Source organism: Nocardia sp. NPDC003345 (genome assembly GCF_053589395.1).
On the sequence record NZ_JBSFRU010000043.1, the window covers coordinates 1 to 15902 of the forward strand.

A 15902-nucleotide genomic window follows, 5' to 3' on the forward strand; every position below is an offset into this window, starting at 1 on the left:
ACGAGGAGTACCGCCTCACCCAGAAGGGTCACGACCTCTATCCGATCCTGATCGCCTTCCGCGACTGGGGCGACCGCTATATGGCACCCGACGGCCCCCCGGTGCATTTCACCCATCGCGATTGCGGCGGCGAGGCACATGTCACGCTGGCCTGCGACGAATGCGGTGAATTGCTAACGGCACGGGATATCGCACCGGTACCGGGGCCCGGTATGACCGCGCTACCCACCACCGGGGCCGCTCGGGCGACGAGCGCATGACGCGTCCGGCGGGGCCCGGAATGCCGGGCCCCGCCGGACGCGGGACGGATCAGGGCGCCGGAGCGGGTTCCACGAGCCGCACCTGCCCGCCGTGATCGTATTCGGCCGGTTCGAAGGTCCTGGTCGCCCGGCCGTAGGACAGATGCGATCCCGGCCAGATCGGCGCGGCGCTCCCGTCACTGGTCGTGTACCAGCCGGGGCAGCTGCCCGCGTACACGGTGGCGGCGAGCCGCTCGCGGCGCCAGTCGTTGTGCCGATCCTGCACCCGCGGCAGCACATCGAGCCAGCCCCCGGACGTACGGATGTGCTCCAGTGCCCGGCGCACATACCGGGCCTGCCGCTCCAGGATGTAGACGAACGAATTCGTCGTGGTGCCACCGGTGCCGGGTCCCGAGATCATGAACAGATTCGGATAGCCCGAGACCGCGACCCCCAGGTAGGCCCGCGGCCCGGACTTCCACTCCGCGTGTAGTTTCCGCCCGTCCCGCCCGGTGATATCGATGGGAGCCAGGTACTCCTCCGTACGGAACCCGGTGCACCAGATGATCACATCGGCCGCCACCGAACGTCCGTCCTCCAGTTCGACGCCGTTGGCGGATACCCGTGCGACCCCCTGCCGGTACACGCTGACATGCGACCGGTCCAGCGCGGGATACCACTCGTCGGAGATCAGCAGGCGGTTGCAGAAGGCCGGATAGTCCGGGGTCACGGCCCGGCGCAATGCGCGGTCGCGGATCTGGCGGCGGATCTTCAATTTCACCCACGCCTGCAGCCCGGCCCGGGCGGGGTCGAGCCGGCGGAAGATCAAGGGAGCGCGGTGCTCGTTCCACAGGAAGGTCAGATGGTGCTGTGCCTGCGGGAATCCCGGTATCCGCGCCAACGTCCGCCCGATCACGGTGGTACGGCGGTCGTGCCGGTTCACCACCCAGTTCGGCGAACGCTGCACCACGGTGAGCTCACCCACCCGATCGACGATCGCGGGCACCAACTGGATCGCGCTGGCGCCGCTGCCGACCACCACCACTTTCTTCCCGGTCAGATCCACCGAATCGTCCCACTGCGCGGAATGGAAGGCCGTGCCGGTGAATTCGGCGAGTCCGTCCAGATCCGGGATCTTGGGCCGGGAGAGCACACCGGTCGCGGTGATCACGGCGTCGAAGGTGCGTGTCGCGCCGTCGGCGAAATCCAGTGACCAGGTATCACCGGCGAAGGTCGCGGCCACCACCTCGGTGCCGAACCTGATCTTGGCGGTCACTCCGAACCGTTCGGCGGTCCCGCGCAGATACTCCAGGATCTCCGGCTGACCGGCGAAGCGCCTGGGCCAGACGGTATCCAGCGCATAGGAATAGGCGTAGATGGAGGAGGGCAGATCGCAGGCGACACCGGGATACCGGTTGGCGTGCCAGACCCCGCCCAGATCGTCGGCGCGTTCGTAGACGACGTAGTCGATTCCGTTGCGCTCCAGTTCGATCGCGGCCGCCAGACCGCCGAAACCCGCCCCGATGATCGCTACGGCCGGACGCTGCGTGGCGTTCATGCCCCCACCCCGACATTCTGCAGTCGCACCTGGCCACGAGCGACGAGCCGCTGTTGTTCGTCGGAGATCGCCACCTGCCACAGCTGCTGCTGCCGGCCACGATGGATCGGCGTGGCCTCCGCGGACAGGGTTCCGGTGGTGGCCGCGCGCAGGAAATCGGTGCTGTTGTGCACCCCCAGCGCCACCCCGCCCGGGCCACCCTCGCGGTTGAGCCAGGTCCAGCCGGCGGTGCTGGCCAGGGATTCGATCACCGCGCAATGCACACCGCCGTGCACTACGCCGGTGGCCTGGTGCAGCAGCGGTTCGATCGTCCATTCGCCGCGGACGCGGTCCGGGGAGACCTCGGTCAGCCGCAGGCCCACGACGCCGTCGAAACCCTTGCCGTTGAGCTCGGTGAGGTCCTCCGGAGTGGGTCGCACGGTGGACACATCGATCGTTCGGGGCATATCAGTATCCCATCCACTTGGTCACGATTTCGGCCAGAATTTCGTCGGTGCCCCCGGCGATCGAGAACACCCGCGCGTCGCGGTAGTGGCGGTTGACCTCGGTATCGCGCATATACCCGGTGCCGCCGTGTAGTTGGAGCGCGGCGTCGGCCACGAACCGCGCCGCGTCGGTGGCCTGCTTCTTGGCCATACACACCTGCGGCACCAGCACCTCCCCCGCGGCGGTCCGGATCATGACCTGGTGCGCGAACTCCCGGCTCACCTCCACCGCGCGCGCCATATCCGACAGCGTGTGCCGCACCACTTGCCGGGCGATCAGCGGTTTACCGAAGGTGGCGCGCTCACGGGTCCAGTCCACGGCGAGTTCGAGGCAGCGCTGCGCGGTGGCGTAGGCCATAACGGTCTGCGCGAGCCGTTCGCTCTCGAACAGTTCCATGATCAGCCGGAAGCCCTGGTTCTCCGCGCCGACCAGATTCTCCGCCGGCACCCGCACCTCGTCGAAGGAGAGTTCGGCGGTATCGGAGCAATCCCAGCCCAGCTTGTCCAGGTGCCGGGTGACCTCGAATCCCGGGCTGCCCTTCTCGATCAGCAGCAGCGAGATCCCCTTGTGTCCGGGTTCTCCGGTGCGCACGGCGGCGACCACGAAGTCGGCCCGGACACCGGAGCTGATGAAAGTCTTGGCGCCGTTGACCACATAGGTGTCACCGTCGCGTCGCGCCGTGGTGCGCAGATTCGCGACATCGGAGCCGCCGCCGGGTTCGGTCACCCCGAGCGCGGCCAATTTCTGACCGGCCAGGGTGGGCCGGACGTATTTGGCGATCTGGTCCGGGGTGCCGTGCGCGGCCACCGGTATCAGTGCCACATGGTGGGTGAACAGCGCCATCAGCAGGCCGCTGGAGCGGCCGCTGCGCACCAGCTCCTCGGCCATCACGAACCAGTCGATACTGTCACCGCCGCTGCCGCCGACCGATTCGTCGAATCCGAGCCCGAGCAGTCCCAGATCGGCCGCCTTCCGGTGTAATTCGACCGGGATCAGCCCCTCGCGTTCCCAATCGTCGATATTCGGCGCTATTTCCTTCTCGGCGAACCCGCGGACCATCTCACGGAGAGCCACTCTCTCCTCGGTGGCGAAAGGATCTGATGCCATCTGCTCCCCAGCTCCCGGATAGATATCGAGTATCTGAACGAATCCGGTTCGTATGAAATCGATCAGAACCGGCCCCGATAATTACTCTACGGTCCGCAAACCGGGCTAAATACCCCCCGATCGGGGGGCGCATTCACGGAATTGTTTCCATCATTTCGGCGCGCATCTCCGATTCACGGGAACGGCGAGGGCCGGCCGATTCGCCGGTGGCGCCGGGAGACCGACCGCCTCACCCGAGGACTTCAGGACCGGTCATCGGGCGCCGGCAGTCCCAGCGCGATACGGCGGGCCCGTTCCTCGCCGGACAGCGTCTGCACGCTACCGACCCGCCGGGCGATCTCCGGATGCCGCCACTTCAGGTAACCGTATCGGGCGATTCCGATCCCGAGCAGGAAGAGGAAAATATACGGCAGGATGCTGTACGGGAATTCGGGCACCGGAACCAGATTGTGGTAGATGACATAACCGACCGCCAGTACCGATATCACGGATACCGCGAGAATCGGGGCGCCGAGCGCTTTGATCCGATACAGCCATATCGGGGTGGAAACGGCAACCAGCAGATACGCGACGATGAATCCCCAATTCGACAATGTCGCGACGTAGGTTTCGAATTGCACCCGGCCCACCGAGCTCACCGTGGCCACGACACCGGTCGCCAGCCCGATCGCGCCGATGCCGAGAATCGCGGTGCTCGGCGTGCGGCGGGTCGGATGCACCCGCGCCAGCGCCGCCGGCAACGCACCCTCGGCGGCGAGGGTGTACAGGCCCCGCGCCCCGGCATTGATGACAGCCGAACTCCACACCAGGGCGGCCGTGCCGACCGACGGGCCGATCACGTACTCGGTCCACGACACCCCGGAATGCGCGGCCACCTGGGCCAGGGGCGCCTTATCGGGGTCCAGGTCGGCGAAACCGGTGACCTGCGGATAGATCGAGATCAGGTAGAGCACGGCGAGGATGAGGACCAGCCGTAGCACCCCCCGGGCGACACTGCGGTGCGCGTCGCGGGCCTCGTGCCCGAGCGCGGCCGAACTCTCGAAACCCGCGTAGGCACCGACCGCGGTGACCGCGGCGATATAGGTGCTGCTGCTACCCAGATGCGACGGGTTCAGCTGTTCGGTATCGATATGCGCGCCCTGGGTGAGGTACGCGGCGACGATGATGATCCCGATCCCGGCCAGCGACAACACCTCGAAGGTGAGCCCGACCTTCGCCGACAGCGCGACTCCGCGCAGCGGTACACCGACCGCGACCGCGACGACCACCAGCAGGATCAGCAATTTCCATCCCGGATGGTCGACATCGACACCGACCTTGTCCAGGAACAGGCTGAAATACAGGACGGCGCCGACGACCCCGGCGGTGAAGAAGCCCACGTATCCGATGATCAGCCCCCAGCCGGTGGTGAAGGCGACGCCGGGGCCCAGACCGTTGCCCGCGTAGGTGCCCAGCGATCCCGAGGAGACGGTTCGCCGCGCCTGCGCGCTGATCAGGACGGCGATCAGCAGCGCGACCACCGCCCCGATCACGGCCGCCCAGACAGCGCCCTTGCCCGTCACCAGGAACAGGGAGGCCGGGATCCCGGCCAGTGCGATACTCGGCGCCGCCGCCGCCAGCCCCTGGGCGAAGACATCGAGCGGACCGGCGGTACCGGCCCGCAATCTCCCCGCTTCACCGGGGGTCACCTCAGTTGTCGCCATATCGCTCGCCCTCCTCGCGCGCCCCGGGCCACGGGCCCGCCGCGGGGCCGTGCCGTCTGTCCCGATTCAACGGAAACGAGCTGTGCCCGCACAGTTTTCGGATCACCGGGAGCCGAACACCGGCGGCGCCGGGGGCCGGATCCTCACGCACGGTCCGGCACGGCCTCGAGTTCCTGGAGCGCACGCCGCACCACCTTCCCGGTGGCGTTGCGGGGCAGCGCCTCGACGAACAGCACATCGCGCGGCACCTTGTGCCGGGCCAGGCGCGCTTTGACGTACTCGCGGATCTCCCGCGGATCCGGTGCCGCGTCCGGGGTCCGGGCGACGACGACGGCGCGCAGCCGCTTACCGAAATCCGGATCGTCCACCCCGACCACCGCCACATCGGCGACGGCGGGGTGATCCGCGAGCAGCTGCTCCACCTCGAGCGGATAGACGTTCTCCCCGCCGGAGACGATCATGTCGTCGTCGCGCCCGTCGACGAACAGCAGACCCTCGTCGTCGAAATGGCCGATATCGCCGGTCGACATATGCCCGTCGATGATCTGCTTGTGCCCGCCGTCGGTATAACCCTCGAACGGCGCGCCGGTACGTACGAAGATGCGGCCCTTGGTGTTCGGTGTGCGGATACGCCGGCCGGACTCGTCGTGGAGCACCACGTGGACCAGCACCGGCGCCCGGCCGGCCGTACCGGGCGCCCGGCGCAGTTCCGCCGGCTGCGCCACGGTGGCCACCGCCACCTCGGTGGAGCCGTAGAGGTTGTAGAGGATTTCGCCGAAGGTGTCCTGCGCCCGCTGCGCCAGATGCGGGGTCAGCGCCGATCCGGCCACCACGATCGCACGCAGCGCCGAGAGGTCGTAACGGGCGAGGACCTCCTCGCCCAGTTCGAGAATCCGGTGCAGCATGGTCGGCACCGCCACGAGCAGTTCCGCCCGGTGTTCGGCCAGCGACCGCACCGTCGCCTCGGCGTCGAAACGCCGCGCCACCACGATCCGGTTCCCCAGTGCCACCCCTACCGTCCACATCCCGAACGGATAGGCATGGAACAGCGGGGCCGCGATATGGATGGTTCCGTTGCGCGGAAACGGGATCCGGTCCACCAGCATCGCGCTCAGCAAGGGGGTGACGGTGCTGCGGGGCGCGCCCTTGGGCGTGCCGGTGGTGCCGCTGGTCAGGATGACGAAACCGCCGGGCTGCCGCGGCGGCGGCGGTGGGGTCGTATCGGCTCCGGCGATCAATTCTTCGATCGTCTCCGGTGCGGGATCACCGGCACCCGCGGCGGCGGGTCCGGTCCAGGTGAGGTATCGGGGCAGGGCGTCCGGGAGACCGGCCAGCGCGGGTGTGAATTCGCTGTCGTGCAGTACCGCCTGCGCCTGTTCCCGGACGATCACCTCCACGAGCTGATCCGCGCCGAAACCGGTGTTCAGCATCGTCAGCCGCACGCCCGCCCGCCCGGCGGCGGCAATGGTGAGCAGCAGCCCCCGATGGTCGCGTGCCACCACAGCGGCGACCGCCCCCGGCAGCAGTCCCCGCGCCCGTAGTGCGTTCGCCAAGGCGTCGGACTGCTCGTCGAGTTCCCGGTAGGTCAGGGCGCCGCGCTCGTCGACCACCGCGGTGGCCTCGGGTCGTTCGCGCGCGGTCTTCCTGATCAGCGAGGCCTGGGCGCCGTATCGGCGGGTATCGCCCGCGAGCCGGACCACGCCGCGCGGGCGGGTCGGGTCCAGGACACCGGTTTGCCGGAGCCGGGCATAGGCTTTCACTTCTCCGGCCAGAATTCCCACCCGGGTGCGGAGACCGTCGATCGTCATATCTGTTCCTGTTCTCAGTGCTCGAATTCGGCCCGCACCGCGGCGACCGCCGCTTCGATACGGCTGGCTACCTCGAGTTTCGCCAGAATGCGGCTGACATGTTCTTTCACCGTGTCCGGGCTGATGTACAGCCGGGACCCCACTTCTCGATTCGACAGCCCGTCGACGAGGAGCAGCAGGATCTCGCGTTCTCGTTCGGTCAACGTCGACAGCCGCTGCCGCGCCTCGGGATCGCCGCGCGGTCCGGCGCGGCGTGGCGCGACTCCGGTGGTCACGATGACCCCGGAGGCCAGTGCCTGCACCGCCCGCACGACGGCTTCGGCACCGGCGCCGGCCGCGAGCACCGCGTCCGCGCCCGTGGTGTGTATCGGTGCCGGATCCCGGCCGATCAGCAAAGCGATCAACGCTGCCCGGTTCGCGGAACGCCACCGCGCCAGCACTTCCGGCAGCTGCGGCAGTGGAGCCGCGGCCGCGTCCAGCACGACGATGTCGGGGCGCCAATGCGTCGACCGCTCCGCCACTTCCCGCCACGGACACGTTCCGGCCAGGACCAGGTCCCGCGCCCCGCGGACCGAGCGCTCGAAATCACGCCGTGTGAACAGTGAGTCGGAGACCAGAACCATCGTGTACGCCTGCGCCGGCCGGACCGCTGTCGCGTCGGCCACCGGGCACTCCGTTCGTCGTTCCACCGTTGTCATCCCGGTTCGCATCCGCCGTCACCCCCGCTCTCCGAGTTCCGCGCGGAGGAACCGTGCCAGCGCGCGGGGTGTGGGGTGCTCGAGCGTCAGAGTGATCGGGAGGGCCAATCCGGTGGCCGCCTGGACCCGGTTGCGGAATTCCACCGAGCCCAGCGAATCCACGCCGATCTCCTTGAAGGTGCGGGCGCCGTCGTCACCGGCCGGATCGGCGTGATCGACGATCTCGGCGAGTTGCTGCCGGATGACCGCGAGCAGGATGCTCTCCTGTTCATCCGGTGCGATTCCGCAGAGCCGGTCCTCCAGCTCCGTACTCGCGGTGGCCGCCGCGACCGTTCGCCGCGTACTCGCGGCCGCCGCACGGCCGGATATCTGGATCCGGGCCGGGACCAGCAGGGATCGATCGGTGCGCGCGGCGGCGTCGAACAGCTCCAGTCCGTCGGCCGCGGACAGCGCGGTCACACCGCCGCGGGCGAGCCGGGCCCGGTCGGCCGCGGTCAGCCCGGCGGTCAGGCCCCCGGGCTGCTCCCACAGTCCCCAGGCCAATGAGGTGGCGGGCAGGCCGCGATGGCGCCGGTGCCGGGCCAGTGCGTCGAGGAAGGAGTTGGCCGCCGCGTAGGCGGCCTGCCCCGGCGCGCCGGCGATGCCCGCGACCGAAGAGAACAGTACGAAGGCCGCCAGTTCCCGGTCGGCGGTGAGTTCGTGCAGATACCAGGCCGAATCGACCTTGGCGGCGAACGTCTCGGCGATATGCCGCGGCGCGGTGGCGGTGAACACCGCGTCCGAGAGCGCTCCAGCGGCGTGCACCACCGCCGTCAGCGGATTGCGCTCGGGTATCCGCGCCAGCAAGGCGGCCACCGCGTCACGGTCGGACAGATCGCACGCCACCACCCGGACATCCGCCCCGGCCTCGGCCAACTCGGCCACCAGCGCACCGATTCCGGGTGCCGCGCCGCCGGAGCGGCCCGCCAGGACCAGCTTCCGGATACCGTGACGGGTCACCAGATGCCGCGCGAGCAGCCGGCCGAGCGCGCCGGTCCCGCCGGTGATGAGAACGGTGCCGTCGGGATCGGCCCCGGCGGGCCACCCGCGGGCCGCGGTATCGGGCCGGGCCCGGACCAGCCTGGGCGCCAGCCAGGTGTCACCGCGCAGGGCGAGCTGGGGCTCATCGGTGTTCGCGGCCACCGCGATCGCCGTGGGCGCGCGGTCCCAGTCGTCCAGGTCGACCAGCACCAGGCGGCCCGGATTCTCGGTCTGCGCCGTTCGCAGCAACCCCCAGACCGGCGCATGGGCGCGATCGAGGACATCTTCGGCTTCGCCGGTGGCGACGGCCCGCGCGGTGAGCACGATCAGCGTCGCCTCCGGATCCGCGCGCCGCAGCCATTTCTGGACCGCCGCCAGTGCGGCGGCGGTGGCCGACCGCGCGGCCGCGGGCAGGGGCCGGTCGATGGCCCGCAGGAACAGCACCGGCCGGCCGGTGCCGTTTCGCTCGGTGCCGATATCGGTCCAGGCGAGGACCGGCTCCGCGGCGAGGGCCGTGGGAACCGGTTTCCAGTCCTGGGCGTGGAGCCCGTCCGGCACCGGGTCCGCGGCCAATCGCGCGATGGGGATCTCGCCGAGGGTCAGGGATTCGATCTCGGCGACCGGAACCCCCCGCCGGTCGGCCAGACTCACCCGCACCCGCTCTCCGGCGACGCCGCGGATCCGGACCCGCAACGCCGTGGCCCCCACCGCGTACAGCGTCACCCCGGACCAGGTGAACGGGATCCGTACGGTCTCGGCGTCCGGGTCCGCGCGCACCGCCACCTGGGCGTGCAATGCCGCGTCCAGCAGCGCCGGATGGATACCGTGGGCCCGTGCCTGTCCGGTCGGATCCGTCCCGCCCTCCGGCGACTCCACCTCCGCGAAGAGATCGGCTCCGTCGCGCCACACGGCCCGCAGCCCCCGGAACGCCGAGCCGTATCCGTACCCTTGTCCGGCGAGACGGTCGTAGATGTCCGCCGCCGGAACGGCGATCGCGGCGGGCGGTGGCCAGTCCGTCAGGTCGGCCGGCGCGAGGCCGCCGGATACCGCGAGTACGCCCTCGGCGTGCGTCGTCCAGGGACGCCCCGGACTGTCGCCGACGCGCGAGTGGATGCTCACAGCGCGATCGCCGCCGGGCCCGGCGCCGCCGACGGTCACCTGGACGGCCACCGCGGTATCGTCCGGAACGAGTAGCGGTTCACGCAGGATCAGTTCCCGCACCACGGGGTTTCCCACCTCGTCACCGGCACGGATCGTCCACTCCACGAGCGCCGCCCCCGGGACCACCACCCGACCGGCGACGGTGTGGTCGGCGAGCCAGGGCTGTGCCCGGTGCGACAGCGCGCCGGCCAGGGTCACCCCGCCGGAATCCGGACGCGGTACCACGACGTCCAGCACCGGATGTCCGGCGGCGTCCAGCCCCGGTGTTCGAGCCGGCGCCGGGCCGGGCGTGGTCCAGAAACGTTTCTCGTCCCAGGCGTAGGTCGGCAGCGTCACCGGCGTAGCCGGAGCGAGAACCGCATCCCAGTTCAATTCCAGTCCACCGGTGTGCAATTCGGCCAGCGCCAGGTCGAGGACGGCGCGACCGGGTTCCTCCCGGCGCAGCGAGCCGACCGATACCACGGTCCGCCCGGACTCCTCGGCCACCGACTGCACAGCCGTGGTCAGGGCCGGATGCGGACTCATCTCGACGAAGTACCGGTACCCGTCGGCGAGCATTTCGCGAACGGTATCGGCGAAACGCACCGGCTCGCGCAGATTCCGGTACCAGTACTCCGGCCCGACCGGTTCCGCGCCCACCGCGGCGGCGGTGACCGTGGAATACCATCCGACCCCGTTGCGCTGCGCGGTGATGCCCGCGAGGTCGGCGGCCAGACCCGCCCGCAAGGGCTCGACCTGTGCGGTATGCGAGGCATAGTCCACGGCGAGCAGCCGGGTGAACACCTCGTCGCGGGCGAGGTCGTCGAGCAGCGCGGTCACCGCGGGGCGATCGCCTGCCACCACCGTGGACAACCGGCTGTTGACCGCCGCGACGGAGACCGCGCCGTCCAGCCGTGCCGTCAGTTCGCTCTCCGGCAGCCCGACGACGGCCATCGCGCCGCTACCGGCGATCTCCGGTAGCGCGCGGCTGCGCAGCACCACGACCGCCGCCGCGTCGGCCAGGCTCAACGCCCCTCCGACGTAGGCTGCCGCCACCTCGCCCTGGCTGTGCCCGATCACCGCGTCCGGCTCGATACCGCGCGAGCGCCATTCGGCGGCCAGCGCCGACATCACCGCGAACAGCACCGGTTGCACCACATCGTCGGCTCGGAGGGGCGGTGCGCCGGGCTCGCCGCGCAACACCGCAGCCACCGACCAGCCGGTGTACCGCCGGATCGCGGCGTCGATCCGGGCCAGCTCGGCGGCGAACACCGGGGAGTCGTCCAGCAGATCGACGGCCATTCCCGCCCATTGCGCGCCCTGGCCGGGGAACACGAAGGCCACCTTGCCCGGCCCGGCCGGTTCGCCTTGCCCGACCACCACGTTCCCGCCGGACCGGCCGTCCGCCAGGGTCTCCAGCCCGGTCAGCAGTTCGTCACGCCCGCCGGCGACGACGGCGGCGCGTTGCCCGAAGCGGGTGCGCGCCAGCGCCAGCGTCCGCGCCACTCCCGCGAGCGGCAGATCCGGATCCTCCGACAGCCGGGCGGCCAATCGCGCGGCCTGCCCGCGCAGGGCGGTGCCGGTGCGCGCGGACAGCGTGAAGAGCCCGGTGGTTCCGCCACCGTCGGCCGGAGCGTCGGCCGGGATCAGGGGGGCTTCTTCCAGGATCACGTGCGCGTTGGTTCCGCTGATTCCGAAGGCGCTCACCCCGGCCCGGCGCGGGCGGTCACCGGCCGGCCATTCGGCGGCTTCGGTGTGCACGGTCACCCCGGCGGCCGCCCAGTCGATTCCCGGAGCCGGTACCTCGGCGTGCAGTGAGGCCGGTAGCCGCTCGTGCCGCAGTGCCAGCACCACCTTGAGCACGCCACCGATCCCGGCGGCGGCCTGGGCGTGGCCGATATTGGATTTCAGCGATCCGATGCCCAGCGGCCGGTTCCGGGGGCGATCCGGGCCGAATACGCGGGCCAGGGCCCGCGCTTCGATGGGGTCACCGAGGGTGGTGCCGGTTCCGTGCGCCTCCACGTAGTCGATATCGGAGGGTGTCAGTCCGGCCGCGTCCAGCGCCGACCGCAGCACCCGCTCCTGCGCCACCCCGTTCGGCGCGCTCAGCCCCTGGCTGCGGCCGTCCTGGTTGACCGCGGACCCGCGCAGTACCGCCAGTACCGGATCACCGTCGCGCAGCGCGGTGTCCAGCCGCTTCAGCACCACCAGACCGGCGCCTTCCGACCAGACGATACCGTCGGCGTCCGCGGCGAACGGGCGGCACCGTCCGGTCGGCGAGAGACCCCGCAGCCTGCTGAATTCGATATGGGCGCGCGGTGTCACCAGCAGGCTGATCCCGCCGGCGAGCGCGAGTTCGCAGTCACCGGCCCGCAGCGCCTGCGCGGCCTGATGCAGCGCCACCAACGACGAGGAGCAGGCGGTATCGACCGTCACCGCGGGCCCCTGTAATCCGAGCGCGTAGGCGATCCGGCCGGACGCGACACTCGCGGCATTGCCGGTGGACACATACCCGTTGAGCTGACCGGGATCGGCTCCGTCGAGGTATCCGCTGCCGTACAGGCCCAGGTACACCCCGGTAGGCGTGCCCGTCAGTGACCGCGGATCGATACCGCCGCGTTCGAAGGCCTCCCAGGCGGTGTGCAGGAGCAGACGTTGCTGCGGATCCATCACCTCGGCCTCACGCGCGGTGATACCGAAGAACGCGGCATCGAAACCGTCGATACGGTCGAGGTATCCGCCCTGCAGTGTGTAGGCCTTACCCGCGGCGTCCGGATCCGGGTCGAGCAGATCGGCTGCCGGCCAGCGGCCGGCCGGTACCTCGCCGACCGCGTCCACACCGTCGGCCAGCAGCCGCCACAGCGTGTCGGGGTCCTCGGCGCCGCCGGGAAACCGGCAGGCCATCGAGACGATCGCGATGGGCTCGGCGGCGGAGTCCGGCCCGGCGGCGGGAACGGCCCGGACCGCCGGGCCCGCAGTGATCGGATCGGCGGCTCCGGCGGCGGTGGGTTCCGGCCGCGCCGTGGAGGTGACCGCGCCGGCGAGCGCGGTGATGGTCGGATGGTCGAACACCAGGCTCGGAGCCACCTCGGCGCCCACATACCCCGACAGATCCGCGGCGAGTTCCACCAGACCTCGCGATCCCAGGCCGAATTCGGCCAGCGGCCGCTCGGTATCGATGCGGCCGGGGTCGAGCGAGGTGGCCGCCGCCACGGCGGCCACGAGCCAGTCCCGCACCCGCGCCGGGGTCGCATCCGCCGCGACGGCGGGGTTCGTACCCGGTTCCCCGGCGGGCGAGGCCCGCCGGGGCACGTCTTCGGTGGGCACCGGGACCGCACGGTCGAGCTCGCCGGCCAGGTACGCCGTCCTGCTCGCCCGCCGCTCGATCTTGCCGCTGCTGGTCTTGAAGATCGACCGGGGCCGGACCGGCACCACATCGTGCACCGCCAGACCGTGCTCCAGCGCTACCGCGGCCCGGACGGCATCGGCGATCTCGGCCAGGCCGGTCGCGCCGGTGGCCTTCACCTCGGCCACCACGACGGGGAGTTCGCCGCGCTCCGCGCCGTCGACGGTGAACGCGGCGACGCATCCCGCGCGGACATCGGGATGGGCGTTCTCGACGGTCAGTTCGAGGTCCTGCGGATAGTGGTTGCGACCGTCGACGATCAGCAGGTCCTTACTACGGCCGGTGACGAAGAGATGGCCGTCCGAGACGAATCCGAGGTCGCCGGTGCGCAGGAATCCACCCCGGCCGTCGGTGAGCACGGCGCCGAAGGTCTCCCGGGTTTTCTCCTCGTTGCCGAGATATCCCTGGGCCACACTGTCGCCGCCGACCCAGATCTCCCCGACGCTGCCGTCGGGCAGCGCGGACCGCGACTCCGGGTCGGCGATCACCACGGTGACGCCTTCGGGCGGACGACCCGAGGAAACCCAGGCGGGTTCCTCCGCTCTGTCGCGGTGCAGCAATACCGGTTCACGGTCCACGCCGCCGTCCACCCCACCGGTCACCAGCAGTGTCGCCTCCGCCAGTCCGTACACCGGCAGCAACGTCTCACGCCGGAAACCGGCGGGCGCGGCGATATCGGCGAATCGCTGTAAGGTGCTGGGGCGCACCGGCTCCGCGCCGTTGAAGGCCACCCGCCACGCGCTCAGGTCCAGCTTCGCGATCGTCTCCGGCGACACCCGCCGCACACACAGCTCGTAACCGAAGTTCGGGCAGCCGGCGGTATGGATTCCATACGCGGAGATCGCCTCGAGCCACCGCTGCGGTTTCTGCACGAAATGCGCCGGCGCCAGCAGCGCGGTACTCGACCCGAGGTAGATCGCGTGCAGTACGGGCAGGATCAACCCCATATCGTGATACACGGGCAACCAGCTGACGAACCAGTCCCGGTCGGCCCGTTCGGCGACGTGGTCGGGAGTATGACCCATCGCCGCCGCGAGCGCGCCCTGATTGTGCAGCAGGTTGCCGTGGCTGACGATCACGCCGCTGGGCGCCGAGGTCGACCCGGAGGTGTACTGCAGGAAGGCGGTATCATCCGGTCCCACACCGGGATCACGCCAGTCCTCGGCGAATGCCCCCGGCACTTCCTCGGTGGCCAGCCAGGTCAGGCCGGCGAGCTGCGGCAGCCGCGCGGCCACCGCGCGCAGGCCTTCGATCGTCTCCCGGGTGCTCAGCACCAGGTCGATATCGGCATCGGCGATCACCTGATGCAGGCGCCGCAACGAGCGGTCGGCCTCGTGGAACTCCGGCAGCGGCACCGGAACCGCCACCACTCCGGCGAACAGGCAGCCATAGAACCCGGCCAGGAAACCCAGCCCCGGCGGGTACAGCAGCAGCGCCCGCTGCCCCGCCCAGCCCTCGGCCTGCAAATGCGCGGCCACCGCCCGGGCCCGGCGGCCCAGCTCGGCATATGTCAGCTCCGAAATCGGCCCGTCGAGGTCGCCGGTTTCCAGGAATCGATAGGCGCGCCTATCCGGCTGTTCCGAATAGCGCGAGACCAACAGATCGACGAACGATCGATACATCCGGGAGATCCTCTACTGTTCTCGGTTCTCCGCGACCACAGAATTCGGCCCGGCACAGAAGAATGCGGTCCGTTTATTCGACAGAAATCGCGGAATACATCCGACGGATCGGAGCCATTTGTTTCCGACCGTCGCCCATACAAACCTTCAGGTCCAATTCACCATTATTTTGTGCAACATATCCGCGAGAATTCCCGGATTGTTGCGCATGATTTCGTGATTCTCGAAAATGCTGTAGGTCTCCCACGCGGGATCGGTGGACAGCCGCTCGTAGGTCGGCGTGAACGGAGTCGCGGGCCAGGCGCTCGCATAGATGTAGGCGTGGCGGATCCAGGGTGCGGGCGCGCCGGCGCGGCTGGCCTGCAGCAGCGAGGCCACCGGATGCGGAGCCGAGCGCGGGTCCGATCCGGGCGGTGGCAGCAGAGTCCGGCCGTCGAGGGCGCCCAACTGCCCGAACCCGTCTCGCAGGGGATCGTTGAGCAGCATCCAGCAGGATTGCCCCGGCTCCGGCAGGAACGCGTCCACGTAGATCGCTCCCAGACAGCGCTCCGGCAGAGCCGCGCATACGCCGCGCAGCACCATGCCCCCGTAGCTGTGCGCACAGACGATCAGGTCGTCGAGATCGCGCTCGGCGACGAAGGACACGACATCGGCGATATGGTCGTCGAGATCGGCGGTGGCCGCCGGCCGGTCGTCGGTATCGGGTTCGAGGCCGCGCAGTGTCACCGAGAATACCCGGTGCCCGTCCTCGCGAAGCCGATCGGCGACTTCGTCGTACACCCATTCGCCTTCGAAACTTCCTGGAATGAGTAGCGCGGTGCCCATTGTCGTCCACCCCCGGTTCTCGCGGTACAGCGGTGATTGCGATCCACCGGCTCCTGCCGATTCCACGTCGATGGGGAAAACCGATGCCACAGCGCATCTTCGATCGCGAATTCTTATGTTCGAATCGTAGCGCAAGCCGACCCGCGGGAACCCCCCCAACCGGGTGATATATTCACCGATTCCATTCGTACGCAGCATATCAGGGTTCGAGCCGGACGGATTAAGAACACCACAATTATTAAAACTTGTGGACGGACCGGATTCATGAAGCCGCCGGGCACGGACCCCGG

The 15902-nt window shown here is 69.8% G+C and carries 9 protein-coding genes; 1 reads left to right on the forward strand and 8 read right to left on the reverse strand.

The window, feature by feature from the left end:
• On the forward strand, positions 1-260 hold a 260-nt coding region (locus ACWDU1_RS07990; protein ID WP_449996611.1), incomplete at its 5' end, for a winged helix-turn-helix transcriptional regulator.
• Between the two features lie 49 nt (positions 261-309).
• Here the strand turns inward: ACWDU1_RS07990 and ACWDU1_RS07995 are convergent.
• The 8 genes from ACWDU1_RS07995 to ACWDU1_RS08030 form a co-directional block, all read right to left on the reverse strand.
• Entirely contained in the window at positions 310-1797 is a 1488-nt protein-coding gene (locus tag ACWDU1_RS07995) for a flavin-containing monooxygenase (protein ID WP_449996613.1), read from the reverse strand.
• Positions 1794-2243: a PaaI family thioesterase gene (locus ACWDU1_RS08000; protein WP_449996614.1), complete on the reverse strand. Its 450-nt coding sequence runs from the start codon at positions 2241-2243 to the stop codon at positions 1794-1796. Before ACWDU1_RS08000 ends, ACWDU1_RS07995 begins: the two co-directional genes overlap by 4 nt.
• 1 nt (position 2244) lies before the next feature.
• A complete protein-coding gene (locus ACWDU1_RS08005) occupies positions 2245-3390 on the reverse strand; it encodes an acyl-CoA dehydrogenase family protein (protein WP_449996616.1) in 1146 nt (381 codons plus the stop codon).
• A gap of 242 nt (positions 3391-3632) precedes the next feature.
• Positions 3633-5093 (reverse strand): APC family permease, encoded by a 1461-nt coding sequence (locus tag ACWDU1_RS08010; protein WP_449996618.1) that lies wholly within the window; start codon positions 5091-5093, stop codon positions 3633-3635.
• A 143-nt stretch (positions 5094-5236) separates the two neighbouring features.
• Complete coding sequence (locus ACWDU1_RS08015) at positions 5237-6901, reverse strand: AMP-binding protein (RefSeq protein WP_449996620.1); 1665 nt, start codon at positions 6899-6901, stop codon at positions 5237-5239.
• Positions 6902-6915: 14 nt separating this feature from the next.
• Positions 6916-7566, reverse strand: coding sequence for a LuxR C-terminal-related transcriptional regulator (locus tag ACWDU1_RS08020; RefSeq protein ID WP_449996622.1), 651 nt, complete (start codon positions 7564-7566; stop codon positions 6916-6918).
• 51 nt (positions 7567-7617) lie between these two features.
• On the reverse strand, positions 7618-14787 hold the full coding sequence (locus tag ACWDU1_RS08025; protein ID WP_449996623.1) for an SDR family NAD(P)-dependent oxidoreductase: 7170 nt from the start codon (positions 14785-14787) through the stop codon (positions 7618-7620).
• 147 nt (positions 14788-14934) lie between these two features.
• Positions 14935-15702 carry an alpha/beta fold hydrolase gene (locus ACWDU1_RS08030; protein WP_449996624.1) on the reverse strand — a complete coding sequence of 256 codons (768 nt, stop codon included), beginning with the start codon at positions 15700-15702 and terminating at the stop codon, positions 14935-14937.
• Positions 15703-15902: the final 200 nt, after the last annotated feature.

What these genes read in the sequence shown, in the direction of transcription:
- ACWDU1_RS07995 (WP_449996613.1), bottom strand. Translation starts at nt 1,797, where the DNA reads ATGAACGCCACGCAGCGTCCGGCCGTAGCGATCATCGGGGCGGGTTTC.
- ACWDU1_RS08000 (WP_449996614.1), bottom strand. Translation starts at nt 2,243, where the DNA reads ATGCCCCGAACGATCGATGTGTCCACCGTGCGACCCACTCCGGAGGAC.
- ACWDU1_RS08005 (WP_449996616.1), bottom strand. Translation starts at nt 3,390, where the DNA reads ATGGCATCAGATCCTTTCGCCACCGAGGAGAGAGTGGCTCTCCGTGAG.
- ACWDU1_RS08010 (WP_449996618.1), bottom strand. Translation starts at nt 5,093, where the DNA reads ATGGCGACAACTGAGGTGACCCCCGGTGAAGCGGGGAGATTGCGGGCC.
- ACWDU1_RS08015 (WP_449996620.1), bottom strand. Translation starts at nt 6,901, where the DNA reads ATGACGATCGACGGTCTCCGCACCCGGGTGGGAATTCTGGCCGGAGAA.
- ACWDU1_RS08025 (WP_449996623.1), bottom strand. Translation starts at nt 14,787, where the DNA reads ATGTATCGATCGTTCGTCGATCTGTTGGTCTCGCGCTATTCGGAACAG.